Consider the following 15,334-nt stretch of genomic DNA (forward strand, 5'->3'; position numbering starts at 1 on the left):
CGCGGCGTGGCGGCAAGGCGGGGAGACGTTCAGGAGAGCCCGACGGTCTCGGCGAGCACCGCGAGGTGATGGTCGAACAACCGCCCGGGTTCGGTGAAGGAGTCGGTGCCGTACTGGCCGAAGACCTCGAAGTTCACGGCCCCGAACAGGGCGGCCCAGACCAGCACACCGCGGGCCAGGACCGTGTCGGGGACACCGGAACCGAGCGCGGCGCGGATCCGGCCGAGATCGGTGGTGAGGCCGTCCGGGACGGCGACGGTGACCGGGACGCGGAGGGCGCCGGCGGCGTGGGCGTCGTCGAGGATGCGGACGAGCCGGACGACGACGCGGGTGCCCGGGCCCGTGGTCTGCTCCGCGGGAGCGTGGTACCCGGGAACCGGACTGCCGAACAGCAGGGCGTAGCGCGCGGGTTCGCGGAGGGCCCAGCTGCGCACCGCGTGGCCGAGCACGCGGAACTGTTCGGCGTGGGCGTCGGCGGCGACGGCGGCGAGCGCGTCGTCGACGGTGTCGGCGAGTTCGGTGTAGCCGTCGACGACGAGGAGGGTGAGCAGTTCGTCGCGGCTCGCGACGTAGCGGTACACCGCCGAGGAGACGACGCCGAGGTCGCGGGCGACGGCGCGCAGCGACAGGGCGGCGGCGCCGTGGGTGGCGAGATGTTCGCGGCCGATCCGCAGGATGTCGGCCATCGTCTGCTGGCGGGCGCGGGCGCGGGGGGTTCCGGTCATGGCTTTCACCCTGCCAGATTCGTGAGCACCGTCAACAAAAGTGAGCACTGCTCTTGACTTTCCTCACCCCGGCGCGCATTGTTGTCTCGAACGGAGAGCAGTGCTCACACTTCGAAGGAGCTGGACACCATGTCGAATCTGCAGGTCGTCACCGGCGCCGGTCCCGTCGGCTGGACCGTCGCCGAACAACTCGCCGGCCGGGGCCACCGTGTCCGCGTCCTCACCCGGTCCGGCAGCGGTCCGGAGCATCCGCTCGTCGAGCGCCGCCGGGTCGACGTCTCCGATCCCGCCCTGCTCGGTCCCGCCCTCGAGGGTGCCGGTGCCGTGTATCACTGCATCCACGGCTCCGCCTACCGCGCCGACACCTGGGAACGCGAACTTCCGGCCGCGGAGAACGCCGTTCTCGAAGCGGCCGGCCGCACGGGCGCGATCGTGGTCTTCCCCGAGAGCCTGTACTCGTACAGCGAACCCGACCGGGTCATGACCGAGGCGTCGCCGCGCGCGAGCACCACCGGCAAGCGGGGCGTGCGGGCGCGGTTGCTGGACCGCCGTGCCGAGAGCGACACCCGGACCGTCAGCGTGGTCGCGTCCGACTTCTTCGGACCCCACGCCCGCAACGCCCACGCCGGTGAGCGGATGGTGCCGACCGTCCTGGCCGGGCGCAGCCCCCGCGTACTCGGCTCACCCGACGTCCCGCACTCGTTCACATACGTGCCCGACCTGGCGGCCGCCATGATCGCGGCCGCAGCGAATCCTGCGGCGTGGAACCGGGTCCTGCACGCCCCCACCGGCCCGGCCGGCACCCAGCGCGAACTCGTCGCCGCGTTCGCCGCCGCCGCACAGATGCCGGCTCCGAAGGTGGGCACGATCCCCACCTGGCTGCTGCGCGCCGGCGCACTGGTGAACCGCGACGCCCGCGAACTGGCCGAGATGCTCTACCAGTTCACCGATCCGTTCGTCATGGACTCCACGTACAGCGAGGACCTGCTCGGCCTGCGCCCGACCCCGCTGCCCGAAGCCGCGGCCGCGACGGTGCGGTGGTGGCGCGAGCAGTGACGCTCACTTCCCGGTCTGCGACGCGGCCGCCCGCTCGTCGAGGTCGGCGAGCGTGATCGGGTGCCGCGGGGGCTCGTCGACGACGACGGTGCGGGTGACCCGGAGCCCGCCGTCGACATGCAGCAACTCCCCGCAGCGCAGGTCCGACCAGCCCGGATCCTCGTCCATGCGCTCGCTGGCGACCACGACCGCCGGCTGCCGCGCCAGGTGGCCCGACCGCACGCGGACCGTGCCGGCCTCGCTGGCGTGCTCGAGATGGCGGCCTCCGTGCGGGCCGCCGGCGGGACGCTCGAGGACGAACAGGTCGTGGGTGTCCGGATACCGCAGCGCCCACAGCTCCGTCGCGGTCGTCAGGACCACGTTCAATGCGTAGACGGGCAGATTCCCGGCGGCCCACCGGACCGCGGCCGTCAGGCCCGCACCGACGTCGCCGCCGTGCTCGTCGATGCGGCGGGTGACGAGCGCAAAGAACCGCTCCGAGTCCGTCTCGCCCGCCACCAGATCGCGGTACGGGCCGAGTTCGGCCTCGAGCCGCGGCAGGTCGCCGAGGACACCGTTGTGGGCGAACAGCCGCCCGCGCTGCTCGAACGGATGCGTGTTGCCCACGTCGAGACCCCCGGTCGAGGCGAACCGGATGTGCGCGACGAACGTCCGGGAACGCCGCTCCTTCGCCTCGGTGGCGAACGCGCGGTCCTCGTACGCCGCCAGCGGCTGCTTCTCCACCACCGGGCGGCCGTCGTCGGCGAACGTCCCGAGGCCGGTGCCGTCGGGTTCACGCCGGCTCTGGCGCGCCAGCGAATCGGACGCGTCGAGCAGCCAGAAGGTGGCGTGTACCCGGTGCGGCGCGGCGGTCAGCCCGAACAGTCGGCACATGGCGGTGTGTCCCCCCTTCCGGAAGTTGCCGGTTGCGCAGAGGGTAGGCCGGGGGACGTGGCGGGGGAGGCGGAACCGTCGCAGCGAGACGACCCGCGCCGGACGGATAGTGTCGGACCGATAGTGTCGGGCACTGTGCGGGAGTCGAGGCGGCAGGCGTGGCGCTCCACGGCGACGGCACTGCGCCGATCGCCCGGACTGGTCCGCCTGACGACCGTCCGCTTCGCCAGTCAGTTCGGCGACGGGCTGTTCCAGGCCGCGCTCGGTGGGGCGATCCTGTTCAACCCCGAGCGCCAGACCGATCCCGCCGCGATAGCCGCCGGATTCGCGGTGCTGCTGCTGCCGTACTCGGTGGTCGGACCGTTCGCCGGCGCCCTGCTCGACCGGTGGGACCGTCGCCTGGTGCTGGTCGTCGCCAACGTCCTGCGCGGCGTGCTCGTCGTCGCGATGTCGGCGCTGCTCCTCACCGGTGGCGGTTCGACCCCGCTGTTGCTGCTCGCCCTCGCCGCCGTCGGTGTCAGTCGATTCGTGCTCGCCGGGATCTCGGCGTCCGTCCCGCATGTGGTGCGTCAATCCTGGCTGGTGCCGGTCAATTCCGTGCTCGCCACGGTGGGTTCGGGGATCTCCGCGGTCGGGGCCGGCGTCGCTGTCGCCACGATCGGTCTCGTGGGGGAGGGCGACTTCGGCTCCGGGGTGGCGGTGGCGCTCGGCGTCAGCGGATCCGTGGTCGCCGCGCTCGCCGCCGGCGGCTTCGCCCGTCACGCGCTCGGTCCCGACCGGGCCGTGCCGCGCCACCCGATCCGCGCCGTCGCCGCCGGCCTGCACACCGGCGCCACGGCGGTGTGGGAGGCGCCCGGCGTCACCGTCGCGATGATCGGCATCGGCGCGCACCGCGTCGTCTTCGGCATCGACACGCTCATCATGGTGCTGGTGCTGCGCGACGCCGACGGTGCCGCGCTGCCGGGCGGGCTCGTCGGATTCGGTGTCGCCGTCGGCGCCACCGCCGCCGGGATGCTCGTCGCGGCAGTCGCCGCCCCGCTCGTCATCCCACGCCTCGGCCGGCCCCGCACCGTCGTCACGGCACTGACGTGTGCGGGCATCGTCCAGATCGTCCTGGTCACCGGCTTCGACGAGACGGCATTGCTCGTCGCCGCGTTCCTGCTGGGTCTCGTCGGTCAGACCGTCAAGCTCACCGGAGATGCCGCGATGCAGATCGAGATCGACGACGCCCGGCGCGGACAGGTGTTCGCCCTGCAGGACACCGTGTTCAACATGGCGTTCCTCATGGCGATCGTCGCGGCGGCCCTGATCGTCGCGCCGGACGGCCGCAGCCCGGGGCTCGCCCTCGCCGGAGTGGCGGTGTATGCCGGCGGGCTCGTCGCGGCGACGGCGGTTCGCCGGTTGCGCATGTGAGCCTGCGCGGTTTCGGGCGCCGGATTTGTTAGGTTCGCGGGGCATTTTCCCGACCGTCCCGGAGGAGAACGCCATGGCACGCAGGCACCGCACACCGCTGTCGGCGCTCGCCCTGGTCTCGTTGGCGCTGCCGCTGCTCGCGCTGCCCGGCCACGCCTCGGCCGCCCCGCCGGTCAACTCGTGCGGGGAAGAGGGCTTCGACCCGGCGGTGGAGCCGCCGGACCCCGGCGCGCCGCAGCTGCCGCGGATCGACATCCCGCCCGTCGTGAAGATCCCCCTGCCGTATCCCGAGATCGTGCCGGTCCCGGTTCCCGGACCGGAGCCCGACGTCACCCGCGTGCCGCAGGAACCCTTACCCGCCGATCCGTGTGCCGACCCGTGCCCGGTTCCGGGCCTCGCGCCGGACGCTCCCGATGCCCTCTCGAGCGGCTCGAGCGGCTCGAGTGGGTCCGCAGGCTCGAGCGGCTCCACAGGCTCGAGCGGATCCTCGAGTTTCCTGCCTCGCGTCGAACTGGATCCGCAGCCGGAGACGATCCCGATCCCCGTGCCGGGCCCGCCGGGTGCGCCCGTCCCACCGGCCCCGCCTCGGGAGGATCCGCCGTTCGAGCCGGGCACGGTCACCGCCCGCCCGACCGCGCCCGTCGTCGGCGACGTCGAACTGATTTCCCAGCTCACCGGTCCCGGCTCGGAGAATCGCACCGACGCGCGCTGGGCCGTGCACGGCACCGATCTCGGCATCGCGTGGGAGACGCGCCCCGGGGAGGTGGCCCTCGCCTTCGGCGACACGTTCGGTGCGCAGTGGTCCCCGCCGGGCGGGGCCGGCGGCGACTGGCGCAGCAACGTGCTGGCGTTCAGCCGCGATGCGGACCTGTCGGACGGCCTCACCATCGACGCGATGGTGCAGGACAGCCCGTGCCACGCCGCGGAGATCCTCGACGCCCGGCATGTGAAGAACTTCGAGACCACCGTCATCCCCACGTCCGGTTTCGCGATCGGCGACCGGCAGTACCTGAGTTACATGTCCGTGCGACGGTGGAGCGTCGTGCCGGGCATGTGGTACACGAACCACGGCGGCATCGCCTACTCCGACGACCACGGACAGACGTGGGTGAAGGATCCACATGCTCGCTGGGACAACGTGTTCGGGCTGGGCCGGTTCCAGGTCGCGACGATGGTGCCGCACGGTGACCACGTCTACATGTTCGGCACTCCGAACGGCCGCATCGGGTCGGTGGGCCTGGCCCGCGTGCCGGTCGACGACGTGCTCAACCCTTCCGCATACCAGTACTGGGTACACGACCGCTGGATGCCGGTCTTCGAGCAGCTCGCCACCCCACTCGCCGACGGCGCGGCGAGCGAGCTGTCGGTGCGGTTCGACGCTGCGCGAGACCGCTGGCAGATGAGCTACCTGGATCCGATCGCCGGCAACATCGTGCTGCGCGAGTCGGATTCACCTCAGGGCCACTGGTCGGATGCCACGCCGCTGGTGCGGACGGCCGACTACCCGAAGGCCTACGGCGGCTTCATGCATCCCTGGTCCGACGGCCGGGACCTGTACTTCACCGTGTCGGAGTGGGACAGCTACAACGTCTACCTGATGCGCGCCCGCCTGGATTGAATCCGGCTGCGCCGCAGCGGAGCCGAGCGAGTGTACCGTTCACCTCCGCGGCCCGACGGAACGATGTGTTCGCTCGGTCAGCGGGCGGCGTGGATGCGGACTTCGGTGGCCTTGACGACGAACCACACCGCCGCGCCGGGTGCGAGTGCGAGATCGGCGGCTGCGGACGTGGTGACCTCGGCGGTCATCCCGGACTCGGCGGCGCGGACGAGGACGGTGGCACCGCGGACCTCGAGTTCCCCGACGACGACGGCGAACGAGTTGCGGGGACTGCCGTGCGGCTCGTCGGGATAGACCGCGACGGCCGCGGGGGCGAACACCGCGACCGCCGAATCCCCCGGCGCGCAGTCGTCGTCGGGCACCCCCCGCACCCGGCCGACGACGGTGTCGACGCCGTCCGCGGTGAGGGTGCCGGCGAGCAGGTTCAGTCCCGCGATGCGGGCCGCGAACGCGCTGCGCGGCCGGGACAGCACGTCGCGCACCGTGCCTGCCTCGACGATCCGGCCCCCGTCGACGACGACGGTACGATCCGCGAGGGCGAGGGCGTCGAGCGGGTCGTGGGTGACCACGAGTGCCGTGCGTCCGGCGTCCTTCAGGACCGTGCGCAGCAGCGACCGCACGGCCGGGGCGGCCGTCACGTCGAGGGCCGCCATCGGTTCGTCGAGCAGCAGCAGCCGGGGGTCGGCGGCCAGCGCGCGGGCGATCGCGACGCGCTGGGCCTGACCGCCCGAGAGCTGCCGCGGTTTCCGGTCGGCGAGGTCCGTCGCGCCGACGGCGGCGAGGTGCCGCCACGCCGCCGCGCGGGCGGCCGATCGGCCGCGTCCCGCACTGCGGGGAGCGAATGCGACGTTGTCGAGGACGCTCAGGTGCGGGAACAACAGCGGCTGCTGGGCGAGCAGCGCCACCGCGCGGCGGTGCGGCGGCACCGCCACCCCCGTCGCCGTGTCGGTGAGAACCCGCCCGTCGACCTCGACGCGGCCGTCGTCGGGCTGCAGCAACCCCGCGATCACGTTCAACGCGGTCGACTTCCCGGCACCGTTGGGCCCCAGGACGGCGAGCACGCTGCCGGACTCCGCGGCGACCGCGAGGTCGACGTCGCGGGACTCGACCCGGGCCCGCAGTTGCAGTCCGGTCACGGCCCACCCGCTGTCCGTCGCCCCCGCACGGCGACGACGATCACGAGCGCGACCACGACGAGCAGCAGCGACAACGCCACCGCGGCGTCGGCGTCGGTCTCCCGCTGGAGGTAGATCTCGAGCGGCAACGTGCGGGTGACACCCTGGAGGCTGCCGGCGAAGGTGAGGGTGGCGCCGAACTCTCCGAGCGCCCGTGCGAAGGCGAGGACGGTGCCGGACGCGAGTCCCGGCAGCACGAGGGGGAGGGTGACGCGGCGGAAGACGGTGGTCGGGCGTGCCCCCAGCGTTGCGGCGACCGCCTCGTACCGGGTGCCGGCGGTGCGCAGGGCGCCCTCGAGACTGATCACCAGGAACGGTAACGCGACGAACGTCTGCGCGAGGACCACTGCCGTGGTGGAGAACGCGATACGGATTCCGAGCAGTTCGAGGTACTCGCCGAGCAGTCCCCGGCGACCGAAGGTGTACAGCAGCGCGATGCCGCCGACGACGGGCGGCAGCACGAGTGGCAGCAGCACGAGCGAGCGCAGCACCGGAAGCCCGCGAAAGGTGCTGCGCGCGAGCACGGTCGCCATCGGCACGCCCAGCAGGACGCACAGCACCGTGGCGGCACCCGCGGTCCGCATGCTCAGGGCCAGGGCCTGCAGGGACGCCTCGGAGGTCACCAGATCCGGGAAGTGCCGCCAGTCGACGGCGAGGATCAGCGACAGCAGCGGCACGGCGACGAACAGTCCCCCGACGAGCGCGGGGACGTAGATCCACGCCGGCAGCCCCGCCGGACGGACGCGCGTCACGGGCCCGCGAACCCGTGCTCGGTCAGGACCCGTCGCCCGTCGGGCCCGGTGACGTGCGCGACGAACGCCGCCGCGGGATCCGCCGCCTCTGCGAGGACGGCGACGGGGTAGGTGTTGACGGCCGCGGCGGACTCGGGGAACGGCACGGTGGTCACGGCGTCCCCGGCCTGTCGGGCGTCGGTGACGTACACCAGCCCGGCGTCGGCCTGGCCGCTGGTCACCTTGCCGAGGACGTCCGTCACCGACGACTCCTCGCTGACCGGAGCGAGGTCGACCCCCGTGGCCTGCTCGATGCGGGCCGTCGCCGCGCCGCACGGCACCTGCGGCGCACACACGACGACGTCGGCTCCGGGCCGGCCCAGGTCCGCGAAACCGGTGATGCCGAGCGGGTTGCCCGGCTCGGTGACGATGGTGAGGGTGTTGGTCGCGAAGGCCACGGGATCGCCCGCGACGACACCGGCGTCGACGGCCCTGGTCATGTTGGCGGCGTCGGCGGTGGCGAGGACGTCCGCCTCGGCACCCTGCGACAGGCGGGCGACGAGATCCGACGAGCCCGCGAAGTCGAACACGACGCGGGTGCCCGGATTGCGGGCCTCGAAATCCGCGCCGATCTCGCGGAAGGGCGCCTGCAGCGACGCGGCCGCGTACACCGTGAGCTCACCCGCGGCCCCGGACGGCGACCCCGGGCCGCCGCCGGCCTCCCCGGCGCATCCGGCGAGGACGAGCGCGGCGACGGCGACTGCGAGAGCGGGTTTCACGATGCCCCTCCGGGGGTCTCGACGATGACCGTCGTGGCCTTGACGACGGCGACCGCGAGACTGCCCGGTTCGAGGCCGAGTTCCCGGACGGCCTCGCGGCTCATCAGCGAGACGACGCGGTGCGGGCCGCACTGCATCTCCACCTGCGCCATGACGGTGTCCGCGACCACCCGGGTCACGATTCCCGCGAACCGGTTGCGGGCGGAGCTGCCCACGCCGAGCAGATCGGGTGCCTCGTCCGCCTGCCGTCGGGCGAACTCGGCGAGGTCGGCTCCCTCGACGATCTTGCGCCCGGCGCCGTCCTTGCCGGCCGGCAGAGCGCCCTGGTCGATCCACCGTCGCACGGTGTCGTCGCTGACGCCGAGCAGCCGGGCGGCATCCTTGATGCGAATCTGCGTCACAATGCAGACACTACTTCCGCGTCTGCGGGCCTATCAACCGAAAATCGACGAATCTGCGGTTCAGTACACGTCGCGCACGTAGCGCTTCTCCGCGGCGAGTTGCTCGACGTACGCCTCGGCGTCCACCGCGTCGAGCCGGCCGTGCACCTGAACCACCTCGCGCAGCGTCTCGTCGACGTCCTTCGCCATCCGGCTCGCGTCGCCGCACACGTAGAAGTGGGCACCGTCCTGCAACCACTTCCACAGCTGCGCTCCGTGCTCGCGCATCCGGTCCTGCACGTAGATCTTCTGTCGCTGGTCGCGGGAGAAGGCGAGATCGAGCCGGGTCAGGAAGCCGTCGGCGTGCATCGCCTCGATCTCGTCCCGGTACAGGTAGTCGGTCGACGACCGCTGATCACCGAAGAACAGCCAGTTCCGGCCGGTGTGGCCCATCTCGCGGCGATCGTGCAGGAAGGCGCGGAACGGTGCGACACCGGTGCCGGGCCCGACCATGATCATCGGGGTGTCCGGAGTCCGGGGCGGCCGGAAGTGGGTGCTGCGCTGGACGAAGATGGGAATGTCGACGCCGTGACTGTGGTCGGCGAGGAAGCTCGAGCACACCCCCGCCCGGGCGATGCCCTCGTAGTTGTACCGCACCACCGACACGGTCAGCTGCACCTCGCGGGGGTTGGTCCGCGGGCTCGACGAGATCGAGTACAGGCGGGGCTGCAACCGCTTGAGCACGGGCAGCCATTCCGCGATCGGCGCCTTGAACGGATACGCCGCGATCACGTCCATCGCCTGCTTGCCCCACAACCACCGCTGCAACTCGATCTTGTTGCCCGGGCGCAGCAGCTTCGCCAGTTCCGCGCTCTGGGTCTGCTCGTGGACGAACCGCAGCAGCTCGGGGGTCACCCGAGCGATCTCGAGGTGCCGGGTCACGGCCTCGCGCAGCGGAATGGTCGGCAGATCCGGGAATTCCACGGGTTTTTCGGGATCGAGCGCGGTGACCTGGAGCCATTCGTCGACCGCCTCGGGTCCGTTGGTGGGCATCACGCCGAGCGCGTCGCCCGCCTCGTACACGAAATCCGGGTCGTACAACTCGAATCCGAACTGGCGCACATCCTTCGACGAGCCGGACCCGCTGAGCGGCACGTTCCGGGTCAGGCGCGTGACGAGCGGCGCCTTCCGGCTGTAGGCGGGTTCGGACTTCGCCGGCGGTCCCGGCGCGGACGGAGCCGGCACGGCCCCGTCGAGACGCACGAGTTGCTCGACCGTGGCGAGCCATTCGCCGGCCGGTCCCTCGTAGTCGGGTTCGCAGTCCACCCGCTGCGTGAGCCGGGTGGCTCCGAGTTCGGCGAGGCGCTCGTCGATGCGGCGGCCGTGGCCGCAGAAGTCGTCGTAGCTCGAGTCGCCGAACGCCAGCACGGCGTAGCGGGTGTCGGGGAGGCGGGGTGTGTCGTCCCGGTCGAGCGCGTTCCAGAACGCGGTGCCGTTGTCCGGGGCGTCGCCGTCGCCGAACGTGCTGGTGACGACGAGCAGATCGCGCACCCCGGTCAGCGTGGACACGTCGACGTCGTCCATCCCGGTCAGGGTGACGGGCCTGCCCGCGGCGCGCAGCCGCTCGGCGCACAACCGGGCGAACTCCTCGGCATTGCCGGTCTGCGAGGCCCACACCACCACCACCGGCGCCACCCCGTCGGACTCGTCGCGGTCCTGCGCGGTGTGCGAGAAGTGTCCCGCCAGCATCCCGTCCACCCAGGCGCGGGTGGCGTCCGGCAGCGGAGCGGACGCCGGGAGCACGGGGACACCCGCCTGCCCGGACTCCCGGAATCCCGCCAGAAATCCGGTCAGATAGTGTTTTTCGAGTTCGTCGAGTACCGGCCGCGCCGTGTCGGCCAGTCCGAGCGCGGAGGCGAGACGGTCCGCCGGCGCGTCGTCCCCGGCCGCCGTCGCCACCTTCGTCAGCGACACCGCGCACACCTTGAACTCCGGCTGCAGCGACGCGGGATCGACGGCGTCGTTGGTGACCGCGTTGACCGCCAGGTACTCCCCGAACATGTCGTTCCAGTGGAACGGGGCGAAGCAGCATCCCGGCCGGACCCGGTCGGTGACCACGGCCGGCAGCACCGCCCGGCCGCGGCGGGACGCGACCTCCACCTGGTCGCCGTCCGATATCGAGAGCCTCTGCGCGTCGGCAGGATTGATCTCGACGAAGGGTCCGGGGTTCAGCTTGGTGAGCTTGGCGACCTTCCCCGTCTTGGTGAGGGTGTGCCACTGGTGCTGGACGCGGCCGGTGTTGAGCACGACGGGGAAGTCGTCGTCGGGCATCTCGGCCGGCAGCATGTGGGGGCGGGGATGGAACACGGCCCGGCCGCTGGCGGTGGCGAACCGCAGCCGGGGGAGGGAGCCGTCCCCGGACCTCAGCAGGGTCTGGCTCACGCCGTCGTTCAGATAGCGGATCGGGTTCCGGTCGGTCGCGCCCTCGGGCGGGCACGGCCACTGCACGGGGGTCTCGCGCAGCCGGTCGTAGCTGATTCCGCGCAGGTCGTATCCGGTCTTCGGGTTCCGGAAGCGCCTGATCTCCTCGAAGATCTCCTCGGAGCACGAGTAGGTGAACGCCTCGGCGTAGCCCATCGCGCAGGCGACGCGCGCGATGATCTGCCAGTCTGGCAGGGCCTGCCCGACCGGGTCGATTGCCTGTCGCAACAGCGTCAGGTTGCGCTCGGAGTTGACCATCACCCCCTCCGACTCCGCCCACAGCGCTCCCGGTAGCAGGATGTCGGCGTACGCGGTGGTCTCGGTCTCGAGGAAGACGTCCTGTGCGACGACGACCTCCGCCCGCTCGAGCGCTTCGACGACGGTGCGTCGATTGGCTACGGACGCAACCGGATTGGTGCAGATGATCCAGCAGGCCCGGATGTCACCGGCGGCCATCTGCTCGAACATGTCGATCGTGCCCTTGCCGACGGTGGTGGGGATGGCACCGGCCGGCAGCCCCCACTGCTGTTCGACGAAGGCTCGCTCGGCGTCGTCGAGAACGGACCGCTGCCCCGGCAGACCGGGTCCCATGTACCCCATCTCGCGCCCGCCCATGGCGTTGGGCTGACCGGTGAGCGAGAAGGGGCCGCTGCCGGTGCGGCAGATCGCGCCGGTGGCCAGGTGCAGGTTGCAGATCGCATTGGTGTTCCAGGTGCCGTGCGTGCTCTGGTTCAGGCCCATCGTCCAGCACGACATCCAGTTGCCCGCCTCGCCGATCCACCGCGCGGCCGTGCGGATGTCGTCCTCGGCCAGTCCGGTGATCTCCGCGACCCGCTCGGGTGTGTAGTCCCCGAGGAAGGCCGTCATGGCCTCCCAGCCTTCGGTGAACTCCGCCACGAAGGCCCGGTCGACGTGCCCGTTCTCGACGATCAGGTGCAACAGGCCGTTGAGCAGCGCCAGATCGGTCCCGGGCGCGATCTGCAGGAACAGGTCCGCCTTCTCCGCGGTGGGGGTGCGCCGGGGGTCGACGACGACGAGTCTGGCACCGGCCTTGACCCGGTTCATCATCCTGAGGAAGAGGATGGGATGGCAGTCGGCCATGTTCGCGCCGCTGACGAAGAACAGGTCGGCGTGGTCGAAGTCCTGGTAGGAGCCGGGCGGGCCGTCCGCGCCGAGCGACTGCTTGTAGCCGGTGCCGGCGCCGGCCATGCACAACCGGGAGTTGGACTCGATGTTGTTGGTACCGACGAATCCCTTCGCGAGCTTGGTCACCAGGTACTGCGCCTCGAGCGACATCTGTCCGGAGACGTAGAAGGACAGGGCGTCGGGGCCGTGCTCGTCGAGCACCCCCCGCAACCGGCGGGCGGTGTCGGCGATCGCGGCGTCGACGTCCACGGGCACCGGGGTGGCCCCGCGTTCGGTGCGACGGTACGCGGTCTCCATGCGTCCGCCGGCGGCCATCATCTCCGCGCTGGTCGCCCCCTTCGTGCAGAGGCGCCCGAAGTTGGTGGGGTGGTCCTTGTCGCCGTACGCGTCGAGCACGCGGCGGGCACCGCTCGCGGGATCGAGGCCGACCTCGAGCACCATGCCGCAGCCCACGCCGCAGTATGAGCAGGCGGTCTTGACCTTCGTGATCTCGCCCTGCATCGAACCGCTCCTCACCTGGGTCGGCCACGTTCCTCCGGCCGGGTCTCATGCTCCCGACCCCGTGTTTCGTGGGCATTAACCGTGGTGAGTCCCCGGTGACATCTGGCTCACGATTCGCCGTCCGGACCGGTGAGAGGGTGCGCGCGCACTCCGAACGCGCGGCATCCCGCCGGCTGACAGAGCCGGCGGGATGCCGCCCCAGGTGTGGAGGATCGGCCGGGGAAGGCCGATCCTCGAGGATCAGGTGAGGTCGAACCGGTCGAGGTTCATCACCTTGTTCCATGCCGCGACGAAGTCCTGGACGAACTTCTGCTGCGCGTCGGCGCTGCCGTAGACCTCGGCGATTCCACGCAACTGCGAGTTCGAACCGAAGACCAGGTCGACGGCCGTGGCTGTCCACCTGACCTCACCCGAGGCCCGGTCGCGGCCCTCGTAGACGTTCTCGGTCGACTCGGAGACCTTCCACTCCGTGCGCATGTCGAGCAGGTTCACGAAGAAGTCGGTGGTCAGTGCCTCGGGCCGATCGGTGAACACGCCGTGGGCGGATTGCCCGAAGTTGGCGTTCAGGGCCCGGAGTCCGCCGACGAGCACCGTCATCTCCGGAGCGGTCAGCGTCAACAGGTTCGCCCGGTCCAGCAGCAACCGTTCCGGCGGCTGCTTCTCACCGTCGCGCAGGTAGTTGCGGAACCCGTCGGCCCGGGGCTCGAGTACGGCGAACGACTCCGTATCGGTCTGTTCCTGCGAGGCATCGGTGCGGCCCGGCGAGAACGGGACCGTGATCTCTACACCGGCGTTCTTCGCCGCCTGTTCGACTGCGGCGCAGCCGGCCAGGACGATCAGATCGGCGAGCGAGACCTTCTTCGCGGACTGACCGCTGTCGAAGTCCTGCCGGATCTGCTCGAGGGCCTGCAGTACCTCGGCCACCCGGCCGGGTTCGTTGATCTCCCAGTTCTTCTGCGGCTCGAGGCGGATGCGGGCACCGTTGGCCCCGCCGCGCTTGTCGGTGCCACGGAAGCTCGCCGCCGACGCCCACGCGGTGGCGACCAGCTGCGGGATGGACAGTCCCGACTCGAGGATCTTGGTCTTCAGGGCGGCGATGTCGTCCGCGCCGATCAGTTCGTGATCGACCGCGGGAACCGGGTCCTGCCACAGCTGCGCCTCGGGGACCCACGGGCCGAGGTAGCGCGTGACCGGCCCCATGTCGCGATGCAGCAGCTTGTACCAGGCCTTGGCGAACTCCTCCTCGAACTCCTTCGGGTTGTCCAGCCAGCGACGAGTGATCGGCCCGTAGATCGGGTCGAACCGCAGCGACAGATCCGTGGTCAGCATCACCGGTGTGTGACGCTTGGACGCATCGTGGGCGTCGGGGACGGCGTCGGCGGCGGCCCCGTCCTTCGGGATCCACTGCCACGCGCCGGCGGGGCTCTTGGTCTTCTCCCACTCGTAGCCGTACAGGGTTTCGAGGTAGGTGTTGTCCCACTGCCGCGGGGTGGGGGTCCAGGCACCCTCGAGCCCGCTGGTGATCGCGTCCCCGCCGACGCCGGTGCCGTAGGAGTTCTTCCAGCCCAGGCCCATCTGCTCGATGGGGGCGGCCTCGGGCTCGGGACCGACGTGGTCGGCGGTCGCGGCACCGTGGGTCTTGCCGATGGTGTGCCCGCCCGCGATGAGTGCCGCCGTCTCGATGTCGTTCATCGCCATCCGGCCGAACGTCTCCCGGATGTCGATGGCCGCGGCGAGCGGATCCGGATTACCGTTGGGCCCTTCGGGATTGACGTAGATCAACCCCATCTGCACGGCGCCGAGCGGGCCGGACAGTTCCCGCTCGCCGCTGTACCGCTCGTCCCCGAGCCAGGTGTCCTCGGGGCCCCAGAACACCTCGTCGGGCTCCCAGATGTCCTCGCGGCCGAAGGCGAAACCGAACGTCTCGAATCCCATGGATTCGTACGCGCAGTTGCCGGCGAAGATCAGCAGATCCGCCCAGGAGAGCTTGCGGCCGTACTTCTGCTTGATCGGCCACAGCAGCCGGCGCGCCTTGTCGAGGCTCGCGTTGTCGGGCCAGCTGTTGAGGGGAGCGAAGCGCTGGGCGCCCTTGCCGCCACCGCCCCGGCCGTCGGCGATGCGGTACGTGCCCGCGGCATGCCAGCTCATCCGGATGAACAGCGGGCCGTAGTGGCCGTAGTCGGCCGGCCACCACGGCTGCGACGTCGTCATCAGGGCGAAGATGTCCTGTTTGAGGGCCTCGACGTCGAGGCTTGCGAACTCGTCGGCGTAGTTGTAGTCCGGTCCCATCGGATTGGACAGGGGCGAATGCTGGTGGAGGACCTGCAGATCCAGCTGGTTGGGCCACCAGTCCCGGTTGGTCCTGGGCCGATGCGGTTTCGGCTCGGGAGACGGGATTACCGGATTTTCGCTTTCACTGTTGGACACGTCGGCCCTTCCTTCCGGATGCGGTGAAT

11 protein-coding genes are annotated in these 15,334 nt (G+C 71.1%); 3 read left to right on the top strand and 8 right to left on the bottom strand.

What is annotated here, in order from left to right; translation table 11 throughout:
• Nucleotides 1-29: 29 nt before the first annotated feature.
• A complete protein-coding gene (locus LZP97_RS20315; protein WP_040273064.1) occupies nt 30-725 on the bottom strand; it encodes a TetR/AcrR family transcriptional regulator in 696 nt (231 codons plus the stop codon).
• 129 nt (nt 726-854) lie between these two features.
• Here LZP97_RS20315 and LZP97_RS20320 point away from each other — a divergent pair, with 129 nt between their 5' ends.
• Nucleotides 855-1,781 (top strand): NAD-dependent epimerase/dehydratase family protein, encoded by a 927-nt coding sequence (locus LZP97_RS20320; RefSeq protein WP_040273067.1) that lies wholly within the window; start codon nt 855-857, stop codon nt 1,779-1,781.
• Between the two features lie 3 nt (nt 1,782-1,784).
• On the opposite strand, the gene LZP97_RS20325 is transcribed toward LZP97_RS20320, so the two are convergent.
• The gene (locus LZP97_RS20325) at nt 1,785-2,654 is read right to left on the bottom strand and encodes a class II glutamine amidotransferase (protein WP_040273069.1); all 870 of its coding nucleotides are present in this window, start codon (nt 2,652-2,654) and stop codon (nt 1,785-1,787) included.
• A 135-nt stretch (nt 2,655-2,789) separates the two neighbouring features.
• Here LZP97_RS20325 and LZP97_RS20330 point away from each other — a divergent pair, with 135 nt between their 5' ends.
• Both LZP97_RS20330 and LZP97_RS20335 read left to right on the top strand, forming a co-directional pair.
• A complete protein-coding gene (locus LZP97_RS20330) occupies nt 2,790-4,067 on the top strand; it encodes an MFS transporter (protein ID WP_064066700.1) in 1,278 nt (425 codons plus the stop codon).
• 73 nt (nt 4,068-4,140) lie between these two features.
• The gene (locus LZP97_RS20335; RefSeq protein WP_040273088.1) at nt 4,141-5,685 is read left to right on the top strand and encodes a DUF4185 domain-containing protein; all 1,545 of its coding nucleotides are present in this window, start codon (nt 4,141-4,143) and stop codon (nt 5,683-5,685) included.
• A 77-nt stretch (nt 5,686-5,762) separates the two neighbouring features.
• Here LZP97_RS20335 and LZP97_RS20340 read toward each other — a convergent pair whose 3' ends face one another.
• The 6 genes from LZP97_RS20340 to katG all read right to left on the bottom strand — a co-directional run bounded on the left by LZP97_RS20340 (nt 5,763) and on the right by katG (nt 15,305).
• Nucleotides 5,763-6,821, bottom strand: a complete 1,059-nt coding sequence (locus LZP97_RS20340) for a sulfate/molybdate ABC transporter ATP-binding protein (protein ID WP_017681034.1) — start codon at nt 6,819-6,821, stop codon at nt 5,763-5,765.
• Complete coding sequence (locus tag LZP97_RS20345) at nt 6,818-7,612, bottom strand: ABC transporter permease (protein ID WP_017681033.1); 795 nt, start codon at nt 7,610-7,612, stop codon at nt 6,818-6,820. The genes LZP97_RS20340 and LZP97_RS20345 overlap by 4 nt, the downstream gene beginning before the upstream one ends.
• Nucleotides 7,609-8,370, bottom strand: a complete 762-nt coding sequence (gene modA / locus LZP97_RS20350) for a molybdate ABC transporter substrate-binding protein (protein WP_040273090.1) — start codon at nt 8,368-8,370, stop codon at nt 7,609-7,611. Before modA ends, LZP97_RS20345 begins: the two co-directional genes overlap by 4 nt.
• The gene (locus tag LZP97_RS20355) at nt 8,367-8,771 is read right to left on the bottom strand and encodes a TOBE domain-containing protein (RefSeq protein WP_017681031.1); all 405 of its coding nucleotides are present in this window, start codon (nt 8,769-8,771) and stop codon (nt 8,367-8,369) included. The genes modA and LZP97_RS20355 overlap by 4 nt, the downstream gene beginning before the upstream one ends.
• Nucleotides 8,772-8,831: 60 nt before the next feature.
• Nucleotides 8,832-12,878 (bottom strand): bifunctional nitrate reductase/sulfite reductase flavoprotein subunit alpha, encoded by a 4,047-nt coding sequence (locus LZP97_RS20360; RefSeq protein ID WP_040273093.1) that lies wholly within the window; start codon nt 12,876-12,878, stop codon nt 8,832-8,834.
• 240 nt (nt 12,879-13,118) lie between these two features.
• Entirely contained in the window at nt 13,119-15,305 is a 2,187-nt protein-coding gene (gene katG, locus LZP97_RS20365; RefSeq protein WP_010595419.1) for a catalase/peroxidase HPI, read from the bottom strand.
• Between the last annotated feature and the right edge of the window lie 29 nt (nt 15,306-15,334).

Source organism: Rhodococcus sp. DMF-1, assembly GCF_021441945.1.
GTDB classification, from domain to species: Bacteria; Actinomycetota; Actinomycetes; order Mycobacteriales; family Mycobacteriaceae; genus Rhodococcus; species Rhodococcus ruber.

Bases quoted from the DNA above. Each gene is read 5' to 3' on its own strand.
- LZP97_RS20335 (WP_040273088.1), top strand. From the start codon at position 4,141: ATGGCACGCAGGCACCGCACACCGCTGTCGGCGCTCGCCCTGGTCTCG.
- LZP97_RS20320 (WP_040273067.1), top strand. From the start codon at position 855: ATGTCGAATCTGCAGGTCGTCACCGGCGCCGGTCCCGTCGGCTGGACC.
- LZP97_RS20360 (WP_040273093.1), bottom strand. From the start codon at position 12,878: ATGCAGGGCGAGATCACGAAGGTCAAGACCGCCTGCTCATACTGCGGC.
- LZP97_RS20315 (WP_040273064.1), bottom strand. From the start codon at position 725: ATGACCGGAACCCCCCGCGCCCGCGCCCGCCAGCAGACGATGGCCGAC.
- LZP97_RS20325 (WP_040273069.1), bottom strand. From the start codon at position 2,654: ATGTGCCGACTGTTCGGGCTGACCGCCGCGCCGCACCGGGTACACGCC.